General features: G+C 68.0%; 19 protein-coding genes and 1 pseudogene. 7 read left to right on the top strand and 13 right to left on the bottom strand.

Features of this window, described 5'->3' with window-relative positions:
- Nucleotides 1–3 precede the first annotated feature (3 nt).
- Nucleotides 4–903 (bottom strand): arpA protein, encoded by a 900-nt coding sequence (locus AB0L60_RS25400; protein ID WP_364618140.1) that lies wholly within the window; start codon nucleotides 901–903, stop codon nucleotides 4–6.
- 302 nt (nucleotides 904–1,205) lie between these two features.
- Here AB0L60_RS25400 and AB0L60_RS25395 point away from each other — a divergent pair, with 302 nt between their 5' ends.
- On the top strand, nucleotides 1,206–2,120 hold the full coding sequence (locus AB0L60_RS25395; RefSeq protein WP_364618138.1) for a toprim domain-containing protein: 915 nt from the start codon (nucleotides 1,206–1,208) through the stop codon (nucleotides 2,118–2,120).
- Between the two features lie 3 nt (nucleotides 2,121–2,123).
- Here AB0L60_RS25395 and AB0L60_RS25390 read toward each other — a convergent pair whose 3' ends face one another.
- Nucleotides 2,124–3,119, bottom strand: a complete 996-nt coding sequence (locus AB0L60_RS25390; RefSeq protein ID WP_364618136.1) for a YafY family protein — start codon at nucleotides 3,117–3,119, stop codon at nucleotides 2,124–2,126.
- A gap of 117 nt (nucleotides 3,120–3,236) precedes the next feature.
- Here AB0L60_RS25390 and AB0L60_RS25385 point away from each other — a divergent pair, with 117 nt between their 5' ends.
- Nucleotides 3,237–4,361 carry an epoxide hydrolase family protein gene (locus tag AB0L60_RS25385; protein WP_364618134.1) on the top strand — a complete coding sequence of 375 codons (1,125 nt, stop codon included), beginning with the start codon at nucleotides 3,237–3,239 and terminating at the stop codon, nucleotides 4,359–4,361.
- Between the two features lie 48 nt (nucleotides 4,362–4,409).
- Here AB0L60_RS25385 and AB0L60_RS25380 read toward each other — a convergent pair whose 3' ends face one another.
- From AB0L60_RS25380 to metH, 4 genes are all read right to left on the bottom strand, one after another.
- A complete protein-coding gene (locus tag AB0L60_RS25380) occupies nucleotides 4,410–4,781 on the bottom strand; it encodes an MmcQ/YjbR family DNA-binding protein (RefSeq protein ID WP_364618132.1) in 372 nt (123 codons plus the stop codon).
- A gap of 74 nt (nucleotides 4,782–4,855) precedes the next feature.
- Nucleotides 4,856–5,548 carry an HAD family phosphatase gene (locus tag AB0L60_RS25375; RefSeq protein WP_364618130.1) on the bottom strand — a complete coding sequence of 231 codons (693 nt, stop codon included), beginning with the start codon at nucleotides 5,546–5,548 and terminating at the stop codon, nucleotides 4,856–4,858.
- A 61-nt stretch (nucleotides 5,549–5,609) separates the two neighbouring features.
- The gene (locus AB0L60_RS25370; protein WP_364618128.1) at nucleotides 5,610–7,313 is read right to left on the bottom strand and encodes a serine/threonine-protein kinase; all 1,704 of its coding nucleotides are present in this window, start codon (nucleotides 7,311–7,313) and stop codon (nucleotides 5,610–5,612) included.
- Between the two features lie 80 nt (nucleotides 7,314–7,393).
- Entirely contained in the window at nucleotides 7,394–10,972 is a 3,579-nt protein-coding gene (metH, locus tag AB0L60_RS25365) for a methionine synthase (protein ID WP_364618126.1), read from the bottom strand.
- Between the two features lie 116 nt (nucleotides 10,973–11,088).
- On the opposite strand from metH, the gene AB0L60_RS25360 reads away from it, so the two are divergent.
- Complete coding sequence (locus tag AB0L60_RS25360; RefSeq protein WP_040857388.1) at nucleotides 11,089–11,982, top strand: PAC2 family protein; 894 nt, start codon at nucleotides 11,089–11,091, stop codon at nucleotides 11,980–11,982.
- 71 nt (nucleotides 11,983–12,053) lie between these two features.
- On the opposite strand, the gene AB0L60_RS25355 is transcribed toward AB0L60_RS25360, so the two are convergent.
- The gene (locus tag AB0L60_RS25355) at nucleotides 12,054–12,359 is read right to left on the bottom strand and encodes a hypothetical protein (protein WP_040857523.1); all 306 of its coding nucleotides are present in this window, start codon (nucleotides 12,357–12,359) and stop codon (nucleotides 12,054–12,056) included.
- 245 nt (nucleotides 12,360–12,604) lie between these two features.
- Between AB0L60_RS25355 and AB0L60_RS25350 the strand changes: the two genes are divergently transcribed.
- Together AB0L60_RS25350 and AB0L60_RS25345 are read left to right on the top strand one after the other, a co-directional pair.
- Complete coding sequence (locus AB0L60_RS25350; protein ID WP_364618123.1) at nucleotides 12,605–13,744, top strand: XRE family transcriptional regulator; 1,140 nt, start codon at nucleotides 12,605–12,607, stop codon at nucleotides 13,742–13,744.
- An 84-nt stretch (nucleotides 13,745–13,828) separates the two neighbouring features.
- The gene (locus tag AB0L60_RS25345) at nucleotides 13,829–14,629 is read left to right on the top strand and encodes a DUF2127 domain-containing protein (RefSeq protein WP_364618121.1); all 801 of its coding nucleotides are present in this window, start codon (nucleotides 13,829–13,831) and stop codon (nucleotides 14,627–14,629) included.
- A gap of 187 nt (nucleotides 14,630–14,816) precedes the next feature.
- Here the strand turns inward: AB0L60_RS25345 and AB0L60_RS25340 are convergent, their stop codons facing one another.
- A complete protein-coding gene (locus tag AB0L60_RS25340) occupies nucleotides 14,817–16,892 on the bottom strand; it encodes an alkyl sulfatase dimerization domain-containing protein (RefSeq protein ID WP_364618119.1) in 2,076 nt (691 codons plus the stop codon).
- A gap of 205 nt (nucleotides 16,893–17,097) precedes the next feature.
- Here AB0L60_RS25340 and AB0L60_RS25335 point away from each other — a divergent pair, with 205 nt between their 5' ends.
- The gene (locus AB0L60_RS25335; protein WP_364618117.1) at nucleotides 17,098–17,691 is read left to right on the top strand and encodes a TetR/AcrR family transcriptional regulator; all 594 of its coding nucleotides are present in this window, start codon (nucleotides 17,098–17,100) and stop codon (nucleotides 17,689–17,691) included.
- A 129-nt stretch (nucleotides 17,692–17,820) separates the two neighbouring features.
- Here AB0L60_RS25335 and AB0L60_RS25330 read toward each other — a convergent pair whose 3' ends face one another.
- From AB0L60_RS25330 to AB0L60_RS25320, 3 genes are read right to left on the bottom strand one after another with little or no spacing between them, the layout of a single operon-like run.
- On the bottom strand, nucleotides 17,821–19,722 hold the full coding sequence (locus AB0L60_RS25330) for an alkyl sulfatase dimerization domain-containing protein (protein WP_364618115.1): 1,902 nt from the start codon (nucleotides 19,720–19,722) through the stop codon (nucleotides 17,821–17,823).
- Entirely contained in the window at nucleotides 19,719–20,090 is a 372-nt protein-coding gene (locus AB0L60_RS25325) for a DUF202 domain-containing protein (RefSeq protein ID WP_364618113.1), read from the bottom strand. Before AB0L60_RS25325 ends, AB0L60_RS25330 begins: the two co-directional genes overlap by 4 nt.
- Entirely contained in the window at nucleotides 20,087–20,449 is a 363-nt protein-coding gene (locus tag AB0L60_RS25320) for a DUF202 domain-containing protein (protein ID WP_354832051.1), read from the bottom strand. The genes AB0L60_RS25325 and AB0L60_RS25320 overlap by 4 nt, the downstream gene beginning before the upstream one ends.
- 508 nt (nucleotides 20,450–20,957) lie before the next feature.
- Between AB0L60_RS25320 and AB0L60_RS25315 the strand changes: the two are divergent.
- Nucleotides 20,958–21,159, top strand: a pseudogene (locus tag AB0L60_RS25315) (acyl-CoA dehydrogenase family protein); the annotation flags it as partial.
- Between the two features lies 1 nt (nucleotide 21,160).
- Here AB0L60_RS25315 and AB0L60_RS25310 read toward each other — a convergent pair.
- Nucleotides 21,161–21,802: a response regulator transcription factor gene (locus tag AB0L60_RS25310; RefSeq protein WP_364618111.1), complete on the bottom strand. Its 642-nt coding sequence runs from the start codon at nucleotides 21,800–21,802 to the stop codon at nucleotides 21,161–21,163.
- Nucleotides 21,799–22,974, bottom strand: coding sequence for a sensor histidine kinase (locus AB0L60_RS25305; protein WP_364618109.1), 1,176 nt, complete (start codon nucleotides 22,972–22,974; stop codon nucleotides 21,799–21,801). The genes AB0L60_RS25310 and AB0L60_RS25305 overlap by 4 nt, the downstream gene beginning before the upstream one ends.
- Nucleotides 22,975–23,133: the final 159 nt, after the last annotated feature.

The following is a 23,133-nucleotide window of genomic DNA, read 5'->3' as shown; positions in this document are numbered from 1 at the left end:
CTCTCAGTCGAGCAGTCGATCGCCGCGGACCTCACCGACGGCCAGATGATCCGGCAGTACCCGCCCGAACAGCTGCCGGGTCCGCTCGGCGGTGCCGATCAGTCCCGGGGTGTCGCTGTAGGCGAAGATCGCCGAATGTCGTTGCACCGTCCCGCCTACGGGCGCGACCCGGTGCAACGAGAATCTCCCCTGGAACAGCTGCAGATCCCCCGGCCGCAACTCCAGCCGCCGGATGAACCGCTCCCCCTGCCCCGTCAGCACGTCCCGCACATCCGCGAGGTGCTCCGCCTCCCGCGACCGGATGTTCGGGCAGTACTCGAACACCCCACCGCATTCCGGCTCCTGCGTGAGCATGCTGACGGTGAACTCGTTGGTATCGAAATGCCACGGATGCGACATTCCCGGCGCGACCACATTGAGGCACAACCCCGCCAGCGGATCGGTGTACTCGTGCAGCTCGGCCAGGCCGAAGCAATCCGAAACGAACCGCTGGAACCGGCGATCGGTGTACAACCGGTGGATCAGCGCGTCCGCGGGAATGAGATCCCTTGCCACGAACGCGTTCCCGCGGTGCAGCACGATCCGCCCCGGATGGTCGGGCGGCAGATCGGCATCGAGGGGAATGTTGTAGGCGTTGACGTCCTCCACGGTGTAATACGCGTGCGGAGCCAATGCCACCCCCTCGCCACGCAGGGTATTCAGCAGCTCGGGCCTGATGAACCCGCGCAGCACACAGCATCCATCCGCGGCCAGCTCGGCCCGCGCCTCGCCCACCGCCGCCAGCCACGCCGCAGTCCCGGGCGAGTCCAGCGGATACTTCCCGACATCCACTCCCGGCACCGGCCCCCCGCCCGCCGCCGCATCGGCTTCCCACGAGTCTGCCCGACCCCCGACCGCAACCATGCGGTCCATTCTTGCCGCCCGAACGGCCGACACGCCCGAGTTCCACTCCGATTGTGAATTCTCACTATTCCTGCGCCCCAGCAGGTTTCATGCGGTAACGGTCGTCCGCTTCGTGGCGGCCGCCATCGACTCCGGCGACTCTACGCCGTCCGGATCAGCCGATTCCACCGCCCCGGGCGAGTCCATCCCGCGCCAGCGCGACGCGGACATCGGGCGGTTGATTCCGGTTGCGCTACAACCGGATTCATGACGGTTGACAATGCTGCTCAACGGGGTACACCGGTAGTGAGAGGACCGGCGTGATGGGCAGTCAGGGATCGTGGGAGACCATCACCCGGGCGCTGAATCGGGTGTCCGGGCCGGGGAGACGCGGCACCGAGTGGACTACCTATCTGTGTCCGGTTCACGAGGCGGATGGGCGGCGGCATCGGCCTTCGCTGGGGGTCGTGTACAACCTGCAGCGGCAGCGGACGGTCGTCCGGTGTTTCGCCGGGTGTTCGGATGAGGAGGTGCTGGAGCGGCTCGGGCTGCGGGTGCGGGACCTGTTCGATGCGCCGGCGGACCGACGGGGGCCACTGACGCGGGGGACGGTGGAGACGGGCCTGGCGGATCGGGCCATTTTGGCTGCGGGGCTGGCGCTTTCGATGCACAAGCGTGACTTCGGTCCGCCGATCGGACGGTCGCGGCGGGTGGCGGCGTATATCTACCGGTGGCCGGATGGCAGTCCGGCGGGCTGTGTGTTCCGGGTTCGGACGCTGCATCGGCAAGGGTATGTGAAGAGCTTCTATCAGCAGCGCCGGACCGAAACCGGTTGGGAGTACGGCGGATTCGAGCGGCTTCCGTTCCATCTGCCGGAGGTGATCGACGCCGTGGAGGACGGCCGTGACATCGTCGTCTGCGAGGGTGAGGCGGATGTTCTCACTGCCACACGTGCCGGGTTGACCGCCACCTGTAATGCGGGCGGGGCGAACGGGTGGCATCGGGAGCATGCCGAATGGCTGCGCGGTGCGCATCGGGTGTGGGTGGTCGCCGATCGGGATGCGCCGGGGTATCGGCATGCGGCGAAAGTTGCCGAGTCACTGGTTGATTGCGTGGATGAGCTGCGGGTGGTGCAGGCGCGGGACGGGAAGGATCTCACCGATCACTGCAGTGCGGGGCATCAGGTGTCGGAACTGGATCCGGTGCCCGTGCTGGACGAGCACTACCGCGGGCGGTGAGCACTATCGCGGGCGGTCAGCACGGTCGCGGGCGGTCGCTCGGCCGGCGGTGGTGACGGCGCGCTGGTAGCGGTCGATCAGGGTGCGCAGGGCGGCGACCAGATCGGGGGAATCGACGATGTCGAAGTCGGCGTCCAGCAGACCCAGGTAGAGGGCGAGCATTTCCGGGTGGTCGGAGCCGGGTTCGAAGGCGCAGCGGTTGTCGCCGAGTTCCTCGATGTCGATGGGGATCGGGATGCGGGCGCGGACGTGAGCGGCGGGGGCGTGCACGATCACGCGGGCACGGAAATGCCATGTCGCCGAGCCGATTCCGCGTTCGACGTAGGACGCGATCTCGGGGTCGGGCGGCAGGGGGCGCGGGGTGAAGCGCGGTCCGGCCGGTGGGCGCGGGTCCATGCGGTCGACGCGGAAGGTGCGCCAGTCGCCGCGGTCGAGGTCCCACGCCAGCAGGTACCAGCGCTGGCGGTGGTTGACGAGACGGTACGGCTCGACCGCACGCCGGGAGGATGCGCCCGAGTGGGTCCGATAGTCGAACCGCAGGCGTTCGTGGTCGCGGCACGCGGCGGCGATGGCGGTCAGCATGTCGGCGCGGACCCGGGGCCCGCGCATCGGAACCGGCAGCGCGTTCTGGAAGGCACTGACCCGATGCCGCAGCCGTGACGGCAGGATCTGTTGCAGCTTGGTGAGCGCGCGCAGGGACGTCTCCTCGATGCCGAGGACCGAACCGCTTGCGGCGGTGCGTAATCCGACGGCCACCGCGACGGCCTCGTCATCGTCGAGCAGCAGCGGCGGCAGCGCGCCACCGGCCCCGAGCCGGTATCCCCCGTCCACGCCGGGCCGCGCCTCCATCGGATAGCCGAGTTCGCGCAGCCGATCCATGTCCTTGCGGATCGTGCGCGGGGTGACCTCGAGCTGGGCGGCGAGTTCGGCCCCGGTCCAGTCGCGCCGGGATTGCAGCAGCGACAGCAGCCGCAGCAGGCGGGCGGAGGTTTCCAACATTTCTCGATGGTATCCGTGAATTGCGGAACGAACTGTTCCGCAATAGTTCATACCGTGGTGTCGAGCGGAAGATGCAGAGCCTCCGGCGAGGTTCTCCCGAGTGAACGGAACAGCCTGATGAGCACCGAGATTCGCCCCTTCACCCTCGACGTTCCCCAGTCCGACCTGGACTATCTGCACGACCGCCTGGACCGCGCCCGCTGGGCCGCCCAGCTGCCCGGCACCGGCTGGGAGCGCGGTATCCCCGAAACCGCCCTGCACGAGCTGGCCGACTATTGGCGCACCGAATTCGATTGGCGCGCACAGGAAGCCGAGCTCAATGCCTTCCCCCAGTTCACCACCGAGATCGACGGCCAGCGCATCCACTTCCTGCATGTCCGTTCCGAGCGCCCCGATGCCCGGCCGCTGCTGATCACCCACGGATTCCCCAGCTCGATCGCCGAGTTCATGGGCCTCATCGGCCTGCTCACCGACCCGGCCGAGGGCCCGGCCTTCCATGTGATCGCCCCGTCCCTGCCCGGCTACACCCTGTCCACCCCGCTGAGCGCCGTCGGCTGGACCATGGCCCGCGCCGCCCGCGCGTGGATCGAGCTCATGGCCCGCCTGGGTTACGACCGCTACGGCGTGCACGGCGGCGATGTCGGCAGCGGCGTCTCGGGCCTGGTCGCCGCCCTGGACCCCGAGCACGTCACCGGCGTCCACGTGGTCACCGACCCGCTCACCGCCGCCAATGTCGCCACCTTCCTGCCCGGTCTGGCCGACGGCCTGGACCCCAACGACCCGATCGACAAGGTCATCCTGGACCGGATGGACTCCTTCCGCCGCGAGGGTTCCGGCTACCTGGCCATCCAGAATTCCCGCCCCCAGACCATCGGCTACGGCCTGGTCGACTCCCCTCTGCTCCAATTGGCCTGGATCGCCGAGAAATTCGAGGCGTGGACCGACCTCCCCATCGACCGCGACCAACTCCTCACCACCGTCAGCCTCTACTGGTTCACCGGCTCCGGCGCGTCGGCCGCCCACACCCTCTACGAGCAGTCCCACTCCACCGAATGGGGCGCTCCCCCGTCGGTCCCGCAGGGCTTCGCCATCTTCGGCGCGGACGAGACCGTCCGCCGCGTCGTCCCCGCCCCCGCCGACGCCCATTGGACCGAATTCGAACGCGGCCTGCACTTCCCGGCCATGGAGGCCCCCGCCGACCTGGCCCGCGACCTCCAGACCTTCTTCGGTCCCCTGCGCTGACCCCGGCAAATGTGAATCGGCCCGGCGATACCGCCGGGCCGATTCACGTCATTCGGAAGCCATCCGCCGATCCAGCTCCGCCACAAGCCGTTTCGCCGCCACCATCCGATACGCGTCCTCGACGATCTCCCCGATCTCGTCCCACTCCACGGGCGTATCCAGATACACGCCGAGCCACCCCCGATGCCCCACATACGGGGGCCCGAAGAACCGCTCCGGCTCGGCGGCCACCAACTCCTCCTGCACCCCCGCCGGTGCCGCACACCAGAATCCGACCCGCTCGTCATGATGATGATCCGCGAACATCACGAACATCTTCTTCCCGCCCGCGAACCAGCACGGCTCCCCGTGACTGACCCGCTCGGTCACCTCGGGCAGCCCGGTGCACACACCCCGCAGCAACGCCAGCATGCTCTCCATACCCGCAGGCTAGGCGACGAACGACCCGCGGCCTTGGACGAATGGGAACCCCGGCGGGGTCATGGTGTTCGGAGTCAGCCGATTCCGGCGGGGACGAGATCGCCGAGGTCGGTCACGGTCAGCCCGACCAGGCTCTCCCGGAAGGTTCGGCCCGGGGCGTCCGGGACCGCGACCTCGCACGGCACCACCAGGAGTGCGCAGCCGGCCGCCTGGGCGGCGATCGAGCCGGTGGGCGAATCCTCGATGGCGACCGCGTTTTCCGGTGCGACGCCCAGGAGTTCGGCGGCGCGGAGGTAGACGTCCGGCGCGGGCTTGCCGTGGGGCACCTCGTCGGCGCAGACGGTGGCGCCGAAGAACTCGCGGCCGATGGTGTTCAGGCCGTACTCCGTCAGCGACCGCTTGGTGTTGGTGACCAGGGCCATCGGGATGCCTGCGGCCCGCACCATTTCCAGCGCTTCACGCGCGCCGGGACGCCAGGGCACCGGGCCGTGGAACAGTTCGGTGACCCGTCGCTCCATCCAGTCCGAGGCCGTGGCGACGGCCTCGGAGGTGTGCTCGATACCCAAGCCCTCGAACAGAATCCGGAAGGCGTTCGGACCGGACGCGCCGATCAGCGCGTGCCGCACCGTGTCGGTCAGCTCTCGCCCGTACTCGCCGGCCAGTTCGCGCAATGCCATGTCCCAGAGCTTTTCCGAGTCCAGCAGCGTTCCGTCCATGTCCCACAACACCGCGTCCAACCGCGCCACCGACTCGAACTCCTTCCGCACCACCTGAACCAAAAACCGGCTCCGCCGCGGGGCGGAGCCGGTTCAGCCTATCGGGGACCGATCACAGACCCGAGGCCGCGATCATCAGGTGCCCGGTCGAGGAGTCGACCTGGATCCACCGATTCTCGGTGGACACCTGCCCGTTCTTGAGCACGTAGGTCAGCGCCACCACCGCCCGGTTGTCGCCGTTGGGCGTGATCGCGCCCACGCTCACCGACGAGATGCCGCCCCAGAACTGCGCGTACGCGTTGTAGCCGCCCGTGGAGGACTGGTAGCCGGGCGACAGCATCGACCACGCACCGCTCACATTGCCGGGGAGCATGCTGTAGTAGCCCTGGATGAACGAGGCCACCGAGGTCGCCGGCGGCGGGCCGAACGGTGTGGTCGAGGACGGCGGCACGGTGGTCGTGCTCGGCCGGGCCGAGGAGGTGGGCGACGAAGTCGGCGCGGGCGTGGTGGTCGGGGCGTGGGTGGCCGCACCCGCCTCGCCGGTGCGCGTGGGCTGCTGGGTGCCGCCGTCGGCCTGGCCCATATTGTCCGGGGATGTCGCTGGAATCGGCGAGGCTCCCGCGCCGACCGAGCCGCCGTTGTTCGCCAGCGGCTGGCTGCCGCCACCGCTGTTGTGGCTGACCGACATGGCGATCACGACGGCCACCACGAGCGCGGCCACCACACCGGCCGCCACCAGCACCAGCCGCCGCGGATTCCGATCCGCGCCACCGGTTTTCGCTCCCCCGGTCGCGCCCGGCGGCGGCGTGCCCGGCACCGTCCCGCGCAGCGGCGACACGTCCCGGGCCATGTCGACGTGCACGGTGGCGTCGGTGGCATTGCTGGGCGCGCCGCTGCGCGAGGTCGACATCACCGTCGTGGCGGCCGAACCGTCCACGGCGGCAGCGGCACTCATCGCGGGCAACACCTTGGTCTGCTGGATCGGCACGGCCGGGGCCCGCCCCTCCGCCACCGCCTGCAGCCGTTCCGCCGCCTGCACCATGGTCGGCCGGTCCGCGCCCTCGGCCGCGAGCAGGTCCATCAGTACCGGCGCGAGCGCCGCGGCATGGGTCGGCGGGGGCACCTGGGCGCGCGCCACCGAGTGCAGCACCGCCAGGGGGTTGTCGCCCTCACCGAAGGGCGGCTTCCCCTCGACCGCCGCGTAAAGCGTTGAGCCCAGGGCGAACACGTCGGAGGTCGGCTCCGGGTTCTCGCCCCGCGCCACCTCCGGCGACAGGTAGGCGGGCGTGCCCGCCAGGAACCCCGTGGAGGTGACGGTCACGTCCCCGGTGGCCCGCGAGATGCCGAAGTCGGTGATCTTCACCGTCCCGTCGTCGGCCACCAGGATATTGGCGGGCTTGACATCCCGGTGCACGATCCCGGCCTTGTGTGCCGCGGCCAGCGCGTCGGCCACCTTGGCCCCGATCCGCGCCACCTCGACCGGCTCGAGTCGCCCCTTCTCCCGCATGAGCGCCGCCAGGCTGACGGCGTCCACGTATTCCATGACGAGCCAGGGCTGGCCGTCCTCCTCCGCCACGTCGAACACGGTGACGGCGTTGGGATGATGCAGTCGCGCCGCGATGCGCCCCTCACGCATCGCCCGCATCCTGGCCTCGACGGCCTGCGACCGGGTCAGCCCCGGTGTCAGCAGCAATTGCTTGACCGCGACCGTGCGCCGCAGCCGAACATCGGTCGCGCGCCAGACGACCCCCATAGCACCGGTGCCGATCGGATCCGTTAGCCGGTACCGCCCCGCAATCAGCCGGTCTGCGCTCATGTGGTTGTGCCCCTCCTGCTGGCTTTCGCGCCGAGCACCCCTGCAACTCTGCGCGAAAGCCCGGAAATCTGGTGAAGATACTAAGCGTTGAAGTACTTGGCTTCCGGATGCAGCAGCACGAACGCATCCGTGGACTGCTCCGGATGCAGTTGCAACTCCTCGGACAAGATCACTCCGATCCGACGGGCGTCCAGCAATTCCACGAGTTTGGCCCGATCCTCGAGATCCGGGCAGGCACCGTAGCCGAACGAGTACCGTGCGCCACGGTATCCGAGTTTGAAGTAATCCAACACATCGGCGGGATCCTCGTCGGCGACCGAATGTCCTTCCAGTGTGAGCTCTTCCCGAATCCGGCGGTGCCAAAACTCGGCGAGTGCCTCGGTCAGTTGCACGCCGATGCCGTGCACCTCGAGATAGTCGCGGTAATTGTCGCCCGCGAACAGCACATTGGCGAAGTCGGCAATGGGCTTACCCATGGTGACCAGCTGGAAGGGCAGCACATCCACCTGCCCGGTCTGCTTCGCGTACTCGCGTGAGCGAATGAAATCGGCGATGCAGAGGAACCTGTCGCGTTGCTGACGCGGGAATGTGAACCGGAAGCGTTCCGGCGCATCGGGATTCGGCTCGGTGAGAACAATCACATCGTCACCCTCGGAGACGGCCGGGAAATAGCCGTACACCACCGCGGCATGCTGCAGCACACCCTCGGCGGTCAGCCGGTCCAGCCAGTACCGCAGGCGCGGACGGCCTTCGGTCTCCACCAGCTCCTCGTACGACGGTCCCTCGCCGCCGCGCTGGCCGCGCAGGCCCCACTGACCCAGGAACAGCGCCCGCTCGTCGAGCAGGCTCGAGTACTCGTTGACCGACAGGCCCTTCACGATGCGCGAACCCCAGAACGGCGGCGTCGGCACCGGCAGCTCCGCGGCCACATCCGAGCGCTCGGGCACCTCGACCGGCACCTCGGCGGCCTTGCGCTGCTCGGCGATCCGCTTGGACCGCTCGTGCCGGGCCTTGCGCTCGGTGGCCTTCGCGCGGGCGGCGATGGCCTCGGGAGAATCCGGGTCGGCCGCGCCGCCGCGCTTGAGGGTCATGATCTCGTCCATGAGCCGCAGGCCCTCGAAGGCGTCACGCGCGTAGTGCACCTCGCCGTCGTAGACCGCGGTGAGGTCGTTCTCCACGTACGCGCGGGTCAGTGCCGCGCCGCCCAGCAGCACCGGGAACTGTTCCGCGACACCGCGGCCGTTGAGCTCCTCGAGGTTCTCCTTCATGACCACGGTGGACTTCACCAGCAGCCCGGACATGCCGATGACATCGGCCTTCTTGTCCACGGCGGCATCCAGGATCGTCGAAATCGGTTGCTTGATACCGAGATTCACGACCTCGTAGCCATTGTTGGACAGGATGATGTCCACCAGGTTCTTGCCGATGTCGTGCACGTCGCCCTTGACGGTGGCCAGTACGATGCGGCCCTTGCCGGAATCGTCGGTGGCCTCCATGTGCGGTTCCAGGTAGGCGACCGCGGTCTTCATGGTCTCGGCCGACTGCAGCACGAACGGCAGCTGCATCTGCCCCGAACCGAACAGCTCGCCAACGGTCTTCATGCCCGCCAGCAGCGTCTCGTTGATGATCTGCAGCGGCGGCACCTCGGCCATGGCGGCATCCAGATCGGCATCCATGCCGGCCTTCTCGCCGTCCACGATGCGCCGCTCGAGCCGCTCGAACAGCGGCAGCGCCGCGAGTTCCTCGGCCCGAGACGCCTTCGACGAGGCCGCCGACACGCCCTCGAACAGCGCCATCAGCTTCTGCAGCGGGTCGTAGTCCTCGGTGCGCCGGTCGTAGACCAGATCCAGCGCCGTCTGCCGCTGCTCCTCCGGAATCCGCGACATGGGCAGGATCTTCGAGGCGTGCACGATGGCCGAATCCAGGCCCGCCTCGACGCATTCGTTCATGAATACCGAGTTGAGCACCTGCCGCGCGGCCGCGTTCAGGCCGAAGGAGATGTTCGAAAGGCCCAGCGTGGTCTGCACATTCGGGTGCCGCTTCTTGAGTTCGCGGATGGCCTCGATGGTTTCGACGCCATCGCGCCGGGACTCCTCCTGGCCGGTGCCCAGGGTGAAGGTCAGCGTGTCGATGATGATGTCGGACTCGTCGAGCCCCCAGTTGCCGGTGATATCGGCGATCAGACGCTCGGCGATCTCCACCTTCTTCTCGGCGGTGCGCGCCTGGCCCTCCTCGTCGATGGTCAGCGCCACCACGGCCGCACCGTGTTCGGCGACCAGCGCCATGGTCTGCTGGAACCGCGAATCCGGCCCCGCGCCGTCCTCGTAGTTCACCGAGTTGATGGCGCAGCGCCCGCCCAGATGCTCCAAACCGGCCTTCAGCACCGGGGTTTCGGTGGAGTCCAGCATGATCGGCAGGGTGGACGCGGTCGCCAGCCGGGAGGCCAGCTCGGTCATGTCGGCGGTGCCGTCGCGGCCCACGTAGTCCACGCACAGGTCCAGCATGTGGGCGCCGTCGCGGGTCTGGTCCTTGGCGATGTCCAGGCACTTCTGCCAGTCGCCGGCCAGCATGGCGTCCCGGAAAGCCTTGGAGCCGTTGGCATTCGTGCGCTCACCGATCATCAGGACCGAGGCGTCCTGCTCGAACGGCACCGAGCTGTAGATCGACGACACGCTCGGCTCGTGCACCGGATCCCGCTTGGCCTGCTGGACCTCGCGCACCGCCTCGGCCACCTGCCGGATGTGCTCGGGCGTGGTACCACAGCAGCCGCCGACCAGCGACAAACCGAACTCGGAGACGAACTGCGAGAGCGCGACCGCGAGCTCCTCCGGCGTGAGCGGGTATTCCGCGCCGTTCGCGCCGAGGATCGGCAGACCGGCGTTCGGCATGACCGACACCGGCAGCTGCGCGTGCTTGGACAGATGCCGCAGATGCTCGCTCATCTCGTCCGGGCCGGTAGCGCAGTTCAGGCCGATCATGTCGATGCCGAGCTTCTCGAGTGCGGTCAGCGCCGCACCGATCTCGGAGCCGACCAGCATGGTGCCGGTGGTCTCCATGGTCACGTGCGTGATGATCGGGATCCGGCGCCCGGCCTGGTCCATGGCCCGGTGACTGCCGGTGACCGCGGCCTTGACCTGCAGCAGGTCCTGGCAGGTCTCGATGAGGATGGCGTCGGCGCCGCCGTCGAGCATGCCGAGCGCGGCCTCGCTGTAGGCGTCGCGCAGGGCGGCGTAGGGCGCGTGGCCCAGGGTGGGCAGCTTGGTGCCCGGGCCCATGGAACCCAGCACGTACCGGGGAGTCCCGTCGGCGGACGGTCCCATCTCGTCGGCCACCTCGCGGGCGAGGCGGGTGCCGCGCTCGGACAGGTCGCGAATGCGGTCGGCGATGTCGTAATCGGCCAGGTTGGGCAGGTTGCACCCGAAGGTATTGGTCTCGACGGCGTCGGCGCCGGCCTCGAAATAGGCCCGGTGGATATGGCGCAGCACGTCGGGGCGGGTGTCGTTGAGGATTTCGTTGCATCCCTCGAGGCCGCGGAAATCGTCGAGAGTGAGATCCGCAGCCTGCAGCATCGTGCCCATCGCACCGTCCCCGATCACGACACGCCGTCTGAGCGTGTCCAAGAGGGTGGTGTCGAATTCGGCGCGGCTGCGTACAGACATGTACTCAAGAGTAGTGGGAGACGCGGACAATCCCTGCGTCGGTGTGGGGCGCCACCCCAACTCCTACATTGCGCGTCGCATGCACACTGCGTCTACGCACACCGTAGGCTGACCGGGTGAACGCCAGTGAATCCCCGGTGCCACCCGAATCGGACCTGCCTACGCTGCGGGATCCGGTGCTCGTGGCCGCCTTCGAAGGCTGGAACGATGCGGCCGATGCCGCCAGTGGCGCGGTCGAGCATCTGGAACTGATCTGGGACGCGCAGCCGCTGGCCGAGCTCGACTCCGAGGACTACTACGACTATCAGGTGAACCGGCCGACGGTCCGGCAGGTGGACGGGGTGACCCGCGAGATCCAGTGGCCCTCGGCCATGCTGTCGGTCTGCTCGCCCCCGGGCAGCGATCGGGACGTCGTGCTCCTGCGGGGCGTCGAACCGAATATGCGCTGGCGCAGCTTCTGCAACGACATCCTCGAATTCGTCGAGCAGCTCGGGGTGTCCACGGTGGTGATCCTGGGCGCGCTGCTGGCCGACACCCCGCACACCCGGCCGGTTCCGGTCACCGGGACCGCTTACAACAAGGAAGCCGCGGAGCGCTTCAACCTGGAGCAGACCCGCTACGAGGGACCGACCGGTATTACCGGAGTGCTGCAGGACGCGTGCGTGCGCGCGGGCGTCCCGGCCATCTCCTTCTGGGCGGCGGTGCCGCACTACGTCTCCCAGCCGCCCAACCCCAAGGCCATCATCGCCCTGCTACACCGGGTCGAGGATGTCCTCGATGTCGAGGTGCCGCTCGGCGGTCTGCCCGAGCAGGCCGAGGAGTGGGAGGGCGCGGTCAACGAGATGACCGCCGGCGACGAGGAGATCGCCGAGTACGTGCGCTCGCTCGAGGAGCGCGGCGATGCCGAGGTCGACATCAACGACGCCATGGCCAAGATCGACGGTGACGCCATCGCGGCCGAGTTCGAGAAGTATCTGCGCCGCCGCGGACGGGGCGGCTTCGGTCTCTGAGACCGGGCTTCCGGCATCGAAACCATTGCCGCACCTGCGTTCACGCGCAGGTGCGGCGTTCGTTTCGACGGCTAGTGCTCTACGGCCCAGATCTTGACGGAGGCCTCGTGGGCCAGCTTCGCGATCAGCAGGTCGCGCGGAATGGTCTGCCCCGCAAGGTGATCGAGCGACGGCACCACCACGTGATGGGCATCGGCACGCTTGAGTTCGGCCGTCAGCTCCGCGAACGCGGTGCCGTCGCCGGGGGTCGATTCATGGAACGTGGCGGCGAAGCAGAGGCCGGCGGACCGAGCGAGCCCGCACATGGCGTTCTCCAGCTCTTCGCTGCGGCCGTCGGCGAGATCGTCACGCACGTACCCATAGATCAACGCTTCCACCCGAACCTCCGTTGGATTGGGGATCGCTGTCATGAATGTGCCCTGTTGAACAGTTTGGTGTAATCACGAATGCAATTGCAGATGTCAACCCACTGACATCGAGATGCCCTATCCGGGTCCATCCTTCGTTAACTGGTGAGATACTACAGAGCGTGTCCGCCGCTGACGATCGACCTGTCTGGGCCGTCCGAATGCGTGCCGAACGTGATACTCGGGGGTGGTCTCAAGCGGACGCGATCCGTGCCATGCGGGGCAAATCGAGCCACAATCTGCCAACGGACAGCACACTTCTGCGCAACTGGCGGCGCTGGGAGTCCGGGGAATCGCGGCCGGACGATTTCTACGCTCCGATCATCGCGGCGGCTTTCGATACGGTGACGGCCGCCTTCTTTCCCAAGGCGCGGCCCAATCGCGACGACGAGATGCTCTCGGCCACGGGGATGGACACGCTGGAATTCATTGGGCGGCTACGTATGTCCGATGTGTCCGCCTCTACGCTCGACGCCATTCGCATCACCGCTGATCGGCTGTGTTCGGAGTATCCGTGCGCCGATCCGCACGAGTTGCATGCCGAGGGCACGGCGTGGCTGCGGCGCATCACTTCGCTACTGGACGGTCGCTTGACTCTCGCGCAGCATCGGGAGGTCCTGGTGCTGGCCGGATGGGTTGCCCTGCTGATCGGTTGCGTCGATTACGATCTCGGCTGGCGCACCGCCGCCGAGGCGACCCGCCGGGCCGCGCTCTCCCTCGGCCAGGAGGCCGAGCACGCCGAAATCATCGGCTGGGGAGCCGAAATGGCCGCCTGGTTCGCACTCACGCAGGCCAACTACCGGGGTGCCATCGAGACCGCCGAGGCCGCGCACGCCACCACCGACCACCTGGGCGTCGGCGTCCAGCTGGCCGCACAGCGCGCCAAGGCGTGGGCGCGGCTCGGTGACCGCCGCGAGGTGGAAAAGGCGCTCGCCCAGGGCCGTTCGATCCTGGACACCCTCGAGCATCCATCCGATCTGGACAATCACTTCGTGGTCGATCCGCAGAAGTTCGACTTCTACGCCATGGACTGCTGCCGGGTAGCCGGGGAGGACCGGCTGGCGGAAAACTATGCCCGGCAGGTGATCTTGACCTCCACCTGCCCCGACGGCAGCATCCGCAAACCCATGCGGGTCGCCGAGGCGCACCTGACGCTGGCGGTGGTCGCCATCCGCGATCGCAATCTGGAGCTCGCCCTCGACGAGGGCGTGCGGGCCTTCGCAAGCAAACGCCGCTCGCTGCCCTCGCTCATTTGGATCGCGGGTGAGACGGCGCGGGAGATGATCGAGCGCTTCCCCGGCGATCCGCGCACCCGGACCTATCTGGATCAGCTGCGCGCACTCGCCGCGGGCTGACACTTCCCTCGCAGCACGCCGAGACATCCCTCGCAGCGCGCCGGGACACCCCTCGGCGCGCGCCCACCGGTTACGCTCACGCGCATGGACTTCAGCCTGTGGACCTGCGCTGCCCGAGGGCACGAGACCTACGCCCCCACCGAGCCCGAGCTCGCGGCACGCCTCCACGTCCCCACCCCGGCGGGTGAATCCTGGCGCTGCCTGCGTTGCGGGGATTTCGTGCCCGGCGAGCCGCGTCGCAGCGGTCCGGCCGACGACGCGCCCGAGGTACCGCGCGGGCATCTGCTGCGCGACCGGATCATCATGCGGCTGCTGGCGGCCGAGCGGATCGTCCGGGCACTGGTGCTGATCCTGCTCGGCGCGGGCGTGCTGAAGCTGCGCGGTTCGCGCGAGCACTGGAAGGCCAACTGGGACAAGGATCTTCCGCTCATCCGCCAGCTGGCGGACCAGATCGGTTTCAACCCTGACCATTCCAAGATCATCAAGGGCATCGACAAAGCGTTCACCTTCTCCCCCACCGTGCTCACCTGGGTGGCGGTGGCGCTGTTCGCCTATGCCGCGATCCAGCTCACCGAGGCGGTGGGCCTCTGGCTGGTCAAGCGCTGGGGCGAGTACTTCGCGGTCATCGCTACCAGCATCTTCCTGCCGCTGGAGATCTACGAGCTCACCGAGAGGATCACCTTCCTGCGGGCGGCGGCGCTGATCGTCAACCTGGCGGCGGTGATCTGGCTGCTGTGGAGCAAATCGCTGTTCGGGCTCAACGGCGGTGCCGCCAAGTACTACGCCGAACACCACTCCGAGAGCTTGATGACGGTCGAACGTGCCGCCGTGGCAGCCGAATCCGAGCGGCCGACCGAACGCATCGACACCCAGCGCGCACACTGACCCGGCCGGGCCCGCATCACTCGGGCACGCCGAGCTTGGGCCAGGGTGGGCCAGGATTTGATCAGTTCGTCGCGGAAGACGGCCCAGGCAACCGGAACGCTGTAACCCCCACATCTATTCATGTGTGTCGCGGCGTGACGCCCCCCGGTAACTCCCGTCACGCCGCGGCATTCCACCGCGCGGAGTACTACGGGGTGACGATGTTGAAGTTCGGGTCGGGCTTGTCCATGACGTCCTTCAACTGCTTCAGCTTGGCCGGGTCGCCGCTGACCTTGATCGCGCCGGCCTGGATCTCCTTCACGATGTCCTTGGTTCCGGTCATGGTGGCGATCAGCTCCAGCCGGGACAGGGTGAAGGTGGCGTCCGGGGCCGGACCCTTGAAGTCGGCGGGGATCATGTAGTGGATGAGCACGCCGTTGCGGAGCTCGGTGCGGTAGATCCGGTTCTGGTCGGTAATGATCCAGTCGTTGACCAGATGCAGGTCCCACGCCTTGGGGCCGTTGATCAGGAACGCCGCGGAGTCGAAGACCTGGTCCACGCTCAGGGCGCTGATCATGCCGGCGGAGTTGGCCTTGGTCGGGGTGCCGAAGGTGCCGTTGCGCAGCTCGTACGCGCCGGAGAGGAAGAAATTGCGCCAGGTGGCGTTCTCCGAGCCGTAGCCGAGCTGCTCGAAAGCGCTGGCCTGCAGCATCTTCGCCTTCTCATTGTCCGGGTCGGCGAAGATCAGGTAGTTGAGAACCTGGACGCACCAGCGGTAATCGCCGTCGGAGTAGGCCTTGCGGGCCACCTTCAACGCCCCGCTCGCACCGCCCATGGCGTCCACGTGCCGCTTGCCGGAATCGACCGGCGGGTGCTCCCACAGGTGCGCCGGGTTGCCGTCGAACCAGCCCATGTAGCGCTGGTAGATGGCCTTCACATCGTGACTGACCGAACCGTAGTAGCCGTGGTTGTACCACTTGCTCTCGATGGCCGGCGGCATCTGGATCAGCTCGGCGATCTCGATGCCGGTGTAGCCCTGGTTCAGCATGCGCAGGGTCTGGTCGTGCAGGTAGGCGTAGGTATCCCGTTGCAGCGACAGCCATTCGGTGACCTTGTCCGCTTCCCACATGGGCCAGTGGTGCGAGGCGAAGGCGACGTCGTACTTGTCGGAGAACATGGTGATGGTCTCGGTCAGGTACTGCGACCACACGTGCGCGTCGCGAACCAGCGCGCCGCGCAGGGTGACCAGGTTGTGCAGGGTGTGGGTGGCGTTCTCCGCCATGCACATCGCACGGAAGTCGGGGAAGTAGAAGTTCATCTCCGACGGCGCCTCGGTGCCCGGGGTGATCTGGAAGACGACCTTGATCCCGTCGATGGTCTCCTCCTGGCCGGTGTGGGTGACGTCCCGGTTCGGCGGGATGAGGCTCACGGTGCCGAGCGAGGTGGTCATGCCCAGGCCCGCGCCGACCTGGCCCTTCACACCACGCGGCAGCGCCGCGCCGTACATGTAGGCCGAGCGGCGGGCCATGGCGGTGCCGGCGAAGACGTTCTCCTCGACCGCGTGCTCCACGAAGCCCTGCGGCGCGATCACCGGAATCCGGCCCGAGGCAGCGTCTTCCAGGCTGATGACACCCAGGGCGCCGCCGAAGTGGTCGACGTGGGAGTGGGTGTAGATCATGCCGGTCACCGGCTTCTGGCCGCGGTGCGCGAAGTACAGGTCCATGCCCGCCTTGGCGGTCTCGGTCGAGATCAGCGGGTCGATGACGATGATGCCGGTTCTGCCCTCGATGATCGTCATGTTCGACAGGTCGAGACCGCGGATCTGGTAGATGCCCGGAACCACTTCGTAGAGGCCCTGTTTCACCACCAGCTGCGACTGCCGCCACAGCGAGGGGTGCACGGAGTTGGGGCAGGTGCCCTGAATGAATCCGTAGGAATCGTTGTCCCACACCACTTTTCCAGTGGCGTCCCGCACCACGCCCGGGTCGAGCTCAGCGATGAAGCCCCTGTCGGTGTCGGTGAAGTCCTGCTTGTCGCCGAAGGGCAACGCGGATTGCGCCTGATGCTGCTGGTCGACGATGCGACCGCTCGGATCGACCGGATCCGTGCTGATCCGCTCGGCGGCGGAACCGTTGTCGCCGTTGCTGTCACACCCGGCGGCCGCGGCGCCGACACCGGCGGCCACGAGTGCGGCCGCGCCCACCCCGAACACCCCCCGCCGCGACACCGTGAAGCCACCCGGCTTGCGGTCGTCGCCGTTGTTCGTGAGGTCCGCGTCGGTCATCAGCGCTCTCCTGTCTCCATGCGGTCGATATGCCGGACAGCAGGAGTAACCGATCATTCGCCGCCGTTCTGCCGTCGCTGCCACAGTACATCACTATTGCAGTGTTGCTGCAATATAGTGGCCGTGTGACACCACCCATGACCCCGTGAACCCTCCACCGGACCTGCGTGCAGGCGCTCCGGCCAGATGTGATCGGATTCTCGTCATGAGCGAGGGCAAAGGCGACGGCCCACGGCGGCGGCGCAATCCGGAACAGACCCGCAGGGCGATCATCGAGGGCCTGCTGTCGGCAGTCCACGACGGCGAGTTCGACCCCACCACCCGCAGCATCGCCGAGCGCGCCGGAGTGTCGGAACGCAGTATCTTCGTGCACTTCCCGACCCGGACAGCGCTGATCACCGCGGCGGTGGATCAGCAGTCCGAGCAGGTCGAGGCGCTGCTGACCGAGATCGATCCGGAACTGCCACTGGCCCAGCGCATCGAGGCGGTGGTACGCCAGAGCGAGGCCATCTTCACGCTGCAGCGCGAGCCCCGGGTGCTCGGGCTCATCGAATCCCTGCGCACCCCGGCGGTGGACACCCGGATGCGGTTGACCGACAAGCGGATTCGGGACGCGCTCACCCGTGCCTTCGCACCGGAACTGGACCACGCCGAGGGCGAGCAGCTGCTCGATCTCGTCGACGCCACCGTGGGCTGGCCGTACCGCCACCACCTGATGGACCGGCGCGGCCTGTCCAAACGCGCCGCCTCCGAGGCGGTCGGCCGCGCGCTCACCGCCATGCTCACCCTCGAACGCTGAACCGGCCGAGCACCGTTGGCGACCGCCGCGCCGAGCACGGATCCCCGCCGCACCCGTCGCGGGTGACTCGGGGATCCGGAACTCAGCGAACCTTCATGCGTTGCCGCTACGTTGCTGATGACGCCGCGACTACGGAGTCACGATGTCGAAGTCCGGGTCGGGCTGGTCGAAGAGGCCCACCAGTTTGACGAAGGCCTGGACATCACCGTCGATCCTGAGCCGTCCGGCCTGTACGGCCGCCTGCAGGTCCTCGCCCGCGAGCAGCATGCCGATCAGGGTGGGCCGGGTGAGGGTGAAGGTGACGTCGGGGGCCGGCAGCTGGTCACCGTCGCGGCGATCCCAGTGCAACAGCACGCCGTTGCGCAGCTGCAGCCGGACGGTGCGGTTCTCGTCGGTGAAAACCCAGTCGCTGGCGGTCTTTTCGTGCCAGGCCCTGGGACCGTCGAGCCGCAGCGCCATGCCGTCGAAGACCTGGTCCACGGTGAGCGCCGCCATCATGGACGGCGAGCCGGCCTTGGTCGGCGTACCGAACTTGCCGTTGCGGAGCTCGTAGGCGCCCGAGAGGAAGAAATTGCGCCACGGGCCGTTCTCCGCGCCGAAGGCGAGCTGTTCGAAGGCGTCGGCCTGCAGCGCCTTGGCGGCCTGGTTGGACGGGTCGGCGAAGATCACGTAGTTGACCGCCTGCACGACCCACCGGTAGTCGCCCTCGTCGAAGGACTTGCGCGCCTTGCGCAGCACCTCGTCCGCACCGCCCATGAACTCCACGTGCCGCTTGGCCCCCTCGACCGGCGGGTGCTCCCACAGATGGGCCGGATTGCCGTCGAACCAGCCCATGTACCGCTGATAGATGGCCTTCACATTGTGGCTGACCGACCCGTAGTAGCCGTGCGCGGCCCACGAATCGACCAGTGCCGGAGGCATTTCCATCATCTCGGCGATCTCGCTGCCCACGTAGCCCTGGTTGAGCCGGCGCAGGGTCTGATCGTGCAGGTAGGCGTACAGGTCGCGCTGCGACTCCAGGTACTCGACCAGCCGCTCGGCGCCCCAGGTGGGCCAGTGGTGCGAGGCGAAGACGACGTCGCTCTCGCAGCCGTACAGGTTGATCGACTCGGTGAGGTAGGTGGACCACACGTGCGGGTCACGCACCAGCGCACCGCGCAGCGTCAGCAGGTTGTGCAGCGTGTGGGTCGCGTTCTCCGCCATGCAGAGTGCGCGGAAGTCCGGGAAGTGGAAGTTCATCTCCGACGGCGCCTCGGTGCCGGGGGTGATCTGGAAGACGATGCGCACTCCGTCGATCGTCTGCTCCTGCCCGGTGTGGGTGATGTCGAGAGTCGGAGCGATCAGCGTGACGGCGCCCGTCGAGGTGGTCTGCCCCAGCCCCGCACCGACCTGGCCCTTCGGACCGCGCGGCAGCGCCGCGCCGTACATGTAGGCCGCGCGCCGGGCCATGGCGGTGCCCGCGTAGACGTTCTCGGCGACAGCGTGTTCGAGGAATCCGGCCGGCGCCACCACCGGCACCCGCCCGGACTCGGCATCCTCAACGGTCATCACACCCATCGCACCGCCGAAATGATCGACGTGCGAATGGGTGTAGATCATGCCCGTCACCGCCTTCCGGCCGCGATGCGCGAAATACAGGTCCATGCCCGCCTTCGCGGTCTCCGCCGAGATCAACGGGTCGATGACGATGACACCGGTGTCGCCCTCGATGATCGTCATATTCGACAGATCCAAGCCGCGAATCTGGTAGATGCCGGGAACCACCTCGTACAGGCCCTGTTTCATCACCAGGCCCGACTGCCGCCACAGCGACGGGTGCACCGAGCTGGGGCAGGAGCCCTGCAGGAAGCTGTAGGAGTCGTCGTCCCAGACCACAGTCCCCTTGTCGTCCTTGACGATTCCGGGTTCCAGCTTGGCGATGAAGCCGCGGTCGGCGTCCTGCTGGTCGGCGGTGTTGTCGAACGGAAGCTCTTTCAGGGCACGCTGGTTCTGCTCGATGATGACCGTGCTCGGTTCGGTGACCGCACTCACTGTCCGCCTCCTGTCACTGCCGGGATCTCCGACGTCGATGGGATCGAAAAGGCTTGCTGCTTACCGGGATCGGTGAGACCGATGACGAGCGCCACCCCGCACACCACCAGTACCGCGACCGTCGCGATGGCGATGACCCGCGAGCCGTGCGCCCAGTGCCCGTGATGCAGCGAGTTGTTGCGCAGGAAGCTGAGCCCCGCGACGAACATGAGTCCGACCGCCGAGAGAGCGGGCGCGATGGCCGCCGGATGCCAGCCGCTGGTCGCCGCATGATTGACGAACAGCACCCCGGTCCCCATCGCGGCGATCGCGGTGCGCCGCCAGGCCAGCGCGGTGCGCTCGGCGGGGTAGGCGGGCGGCGCGGTCACGGCCACACCGTCGCGATCGCCGCGAAGATGGAGACGATCGCGATGCCGCCCGCGAGAATCGGGACGAGCATCGTGTTCCCCAGCGGCTCACCGCGCACCATCCGGTCCTGGACGTCGCGCCAGTGCGTGTACGCGCCGGCGGCCAGCACGACCGCGAGCACGATGCAGCTGAGCGAGAGCAGCCGCCGCACCCCGGCGTGATGGAACGGCTGCACCAGCGTGTGCACCGCGACACCGGCGGCCAGCAGACCGAGCGCGGTGCGGATCCACGCGAGAAAGGTTCGTTCGTTCGCCAGGGTGAACCGGTAGTCGAGCTCCGGGTGTTCCGTGTCGCCGCTGTCCTGGGGTTGGTTCTCCACTGTCACCACCTGTCCGGTGTCGCGATCGCGGTCCGACTACAGCAAATGATCAGTAAGGGCGATCATTCCACGAATCGGCGACGGGGTTCGATACTCGACACACGACGAGCGCGGCAAGTGACGCATCCTTCGCAATCCGACCGGCGGGGCCGACCCACAACTGCGGGCAAACGCCCGCAATTCACGGCCATCGCGCCGCGTGGTCCCGTACCATCCCGGTGCTGGACGACCGCCAGCCCGCGCCCCTCCTTGCCGAATATCGCGTCGGCCGGCACCCGCACGTCCTTCAGCACGACGTGGTTGTGGGCCGGTACTGCATGGCGTGCCTCCGGCATGAAATCCATTGTTCGGCAGGTCAACACGGCACCGGAGTTGCTGACGGCGCTCGCGGATCTGCTGGAGACGACCGTCCTGCCCGCGCTCCACCCCCTTCCTCGTTCCGGTCGGCACGCCCGGTTTTCCGAATCGCCGAATTCCTGTGGACGTTCAATATGCCCACCGACCATGGTCCAACCGGCTGTGCTGTGAAGCGGCCGACCGCGCCATGCAAATCCACCGCGGGCTCGGCTATTCCCGCCACACCGTTCGAGCACATCTACCGGCATCACCGGCGTTATCGGATAACCGAGGGCATCGAGGAGATTCCGATGCGGCGCGTGGCCGGGTACCACTTCGGTTTCATGCGGCAGGCTGCGCCCAAGGGGCTGTGACTCACTTCAGCAGCCGTTGCTCGTTCGCGACGGCGACCGCCGCGGCGCGATTGTCGACGCCCAGCTTGTCGTAGATTCGCCCCAGGTGCGTCTTCACGGTCGCCTCACTGACATGCAGCGCCCGGGCGATTTCCCGATTCCCCAGCCCCTGCGACAGCTGGCCGAGAATATCCAGTTCCCGGGCCGTCAACGTGGGCTGCGGGTTTCGCATGCGGTTGAGCACCCGGTCCGCGATGGGCGGGGACAGTGCCGTACGCCCTTGCGCGGCCGCGTGAATCGCCGCGAACAGCTCCTCGGGGCGTTCGGCCTTGAGCAGATAGCCCGTCGCGCCGGCGGCGATGGCGCGGGTGATGTCGGCGTCGGTGTCGTAGGTGGTGAGCACCAGCACGTGCGGGGTCGCACCAGCGCCCGCGGTGATGCGGCGGGTGGCCTCGATGCCGTCCATGTCGCCGCCGAGCTGGAGGTCCATGAGCACGACGTCCGGCTGGAGACGCTCGGCGAGGGCGACCACCTCCGGGCCGCTGCCCGCTTCGCCGACGACGTCGATGCCGGGTGTACTGCCCAGCAGCGCGCGCAGGCCGGCGCGGACGACCACGTGGTCGTCGCAGATCACCAGGCGGACAGGCGTTTCGGCTTCGGTCACGAACGCTCCAGGGGGACTTCGGCGGAGACGACGGTGCCGTCTCCGGGCGCCGATTCGACGGTGAGGGTGCCGCCCAGCTGGCGCAGGCGGGCACGCATGGCGGGCAGGCCGTGGCCGCGGTCGGCGGTGGTGGCGGTCTCGGCGGGGTCGAAACCCCGTCCGTCATCCGCGATGTCGAGGACGAGCCGGTCACCGAGGTCGGTCAGGGTGATGGTGACCGCGGTCGCGGCCGCATGCTCGCGCGCATTCGCCAACGCCCCCTGCGCGATTCGCAGGACCGCCGCCGCCACGCCCGCGGGCAGTCCCACCGGCGCGCCCTCCACATGGATGCGCACGCTGAGCGAGTCGCCGCTCTCCCGTTCGGCCATCGCCTCCAGCGCCGCGACCAGCGATCCCGCCGCGGCCAGATCCGTGGGCGCGAGGTCGTGCACGAAGCGCCGCGCCTCGGCGAGGTTGTATTCCGCCACGGCTGCCGCGCTGTGCACGTGCTCGCGAGCCTGGTCCGGTTCGCTGTCCCAGATCCGGTCGGCCGCCTGCAGCAGCATGCGCTGGCTCGAAAGTCCTTGGGCCAGGGTGTCGTGGATCTCCATCGCGAGACGCTGCCGTTCGGCGAGGGTGCCTTCGCGGCGTTCGGTGGCCGCGAGTTCCCGCCGGGTGGCGCGCAGGTCGTCGATGAGTGCGGCCTGCCGTTCGGTCTGGCGGATCAGGCCGACGAACAGCGCGGTGCTGAGGGCGGCGACGGCGGGCGGGGCCAGCAGCAGGTTGGGATCGGCCCAGCCCGCGAGTTTCAACTGAGCGAAGACCACGAGCGCGGTCAGCCCGGCGACCAGCGCGAGGGCGACACGCAGCGGGAGGATGCGCAGGCCGGTGTAGAGCAGCGGCACCGCGCACCAAGCGAAACTCGGTGCGAGGACGACCAATACCGCCCACACGGTCACCAGCAGCGCGAACAGCAGCACGCGACGGGAGGCACGCAGTTCGCTCAGCACATAGAGCACGGCCAGTCCGAGTGAGAGTCCGATCACCCACGGCATGCGCGCGCTGTCGGGGTGGCGGAGCACGAACCGCAGCATCGACGCGGCCAGCAGGACGTAGAAAGCGCTGTGCACGATGGTGCCCAGCAACCGGGTGTCGTCACGGGGCTGCACGCTCACCTGCTCCGGAGACGGCATGCGGGCACCTCCTCGGCGGCAGCGACGTGGGTAAACCACTCGGTGGCATGGACAAACACCCTCATTCTGCCGTGCCCCATCCGCTCCCGGGGTCATCCGATCGGTTGATACGGGGATCAGCCGGACCGCGCGTGAATTCCCAGCCGCTGCGTCGATGTG

The sequence above is a fragment of the Nocardia sp. NPDC051981 genome (assembly GCF_040680715.1).
Taxonomy (GTDB): domain Bacteria; phylum Actinomycetota; class Actinomycetes; order Mycobacteriales; family Mycobacteriaceae; genus Nocardia.
The sequence above is the reverse complement of the archived record's forward strand: the minus strand, read 5'-3'. Positions and strand labels throughout refer to the sequence as shown.

Bases quoted from the DNA above. Each gene is read 5' to 3' on its own strand.
- AB0L60_RS25335 (WP_364618117.1), top strand. From the start codon at position 17,098: ATGAGCGAGGGCAAAGGCGACGGCCCACGGCGGCGGCGCAATCCGGAA.
- AB0L60_RS25340 (WP_364618119.1), bottom strand. From the start codon at position 16,892: ATGACCGACGCGGACCTCACGAACAACGGCGACGACCGCAAGCCGGGT.
- metH (WP_364618126.1), bottom strand. From the start codon at position 10,972: ATGTCTGTACGCAGCCGCGCCGAATTCGACACCACCCTCTTGGACACG.
- AB0L60_RS25380 (WP_364618132.1), bottom strand. From the start codon at position 4,781: ATGGAGAGCATGCTGGCGTTGCTGCGGGGTGTGTGCACCGGGCTGCCC.
- AB0L60_RS25350 (WP_364618123.1), top strand. From the start codon at position 12,605: ATGCGGGGCAAATCGAGCCACAATCTGCCAACGGACAGCACACTTCTG.
- AB0L60_RS25305 (WP_364618109.1), bottom strand. From the start codon at position 22,974: ATGCCGTCTCCGGAGCAGGTGAGCGTGCAGCCCCGTGACGACACCCGG.
- AB0L60_RS25390 (WP_364618136.1), bottom strand. From the start codon at position 3,119: ATGTTGGAAACCTCCGCCCGCCTGCTGCGGCTGCTGTCGCTGCTGCAA.
- AB0L60_RS25370 (WP_364618128.1), bottom strand. From the start codon at position 7,313: ATGAGCGCAGACCGGCTGATTGCGGGGCGGTACCGGCTAACGGATCCG.
- AB0L60_RS25345 (WP_364618121.1), top strand. From the start codon at position 13,829: ATGGACTTCAGCCTGTGGACCTGCGCTGCCCGAGGGCACGAGACCTAC.
- AB0L60_RS25385 (WP_364618134.1), top strand. From the start codon at position 3,237: ATGAGCACCGAGATTCGCCCCTTCACCCTCGACGTTCCCCAGTCCGAC.
- AB0L60_RS25395 (WP_364618138.1), top strand. From the start codon at position 1,206: ATGGGCAGTCAGGGATCGTGGGAGACCATCACCCGGGCGCTGAATCGG.
- AB0L60_RS25400 (WP_364618140.1), bottom strand. From the start codon at position 903: ATGGTTGCGGTCGGGGGTCGGGCAGACTCGTGGGAAGCCGATGCGGCG.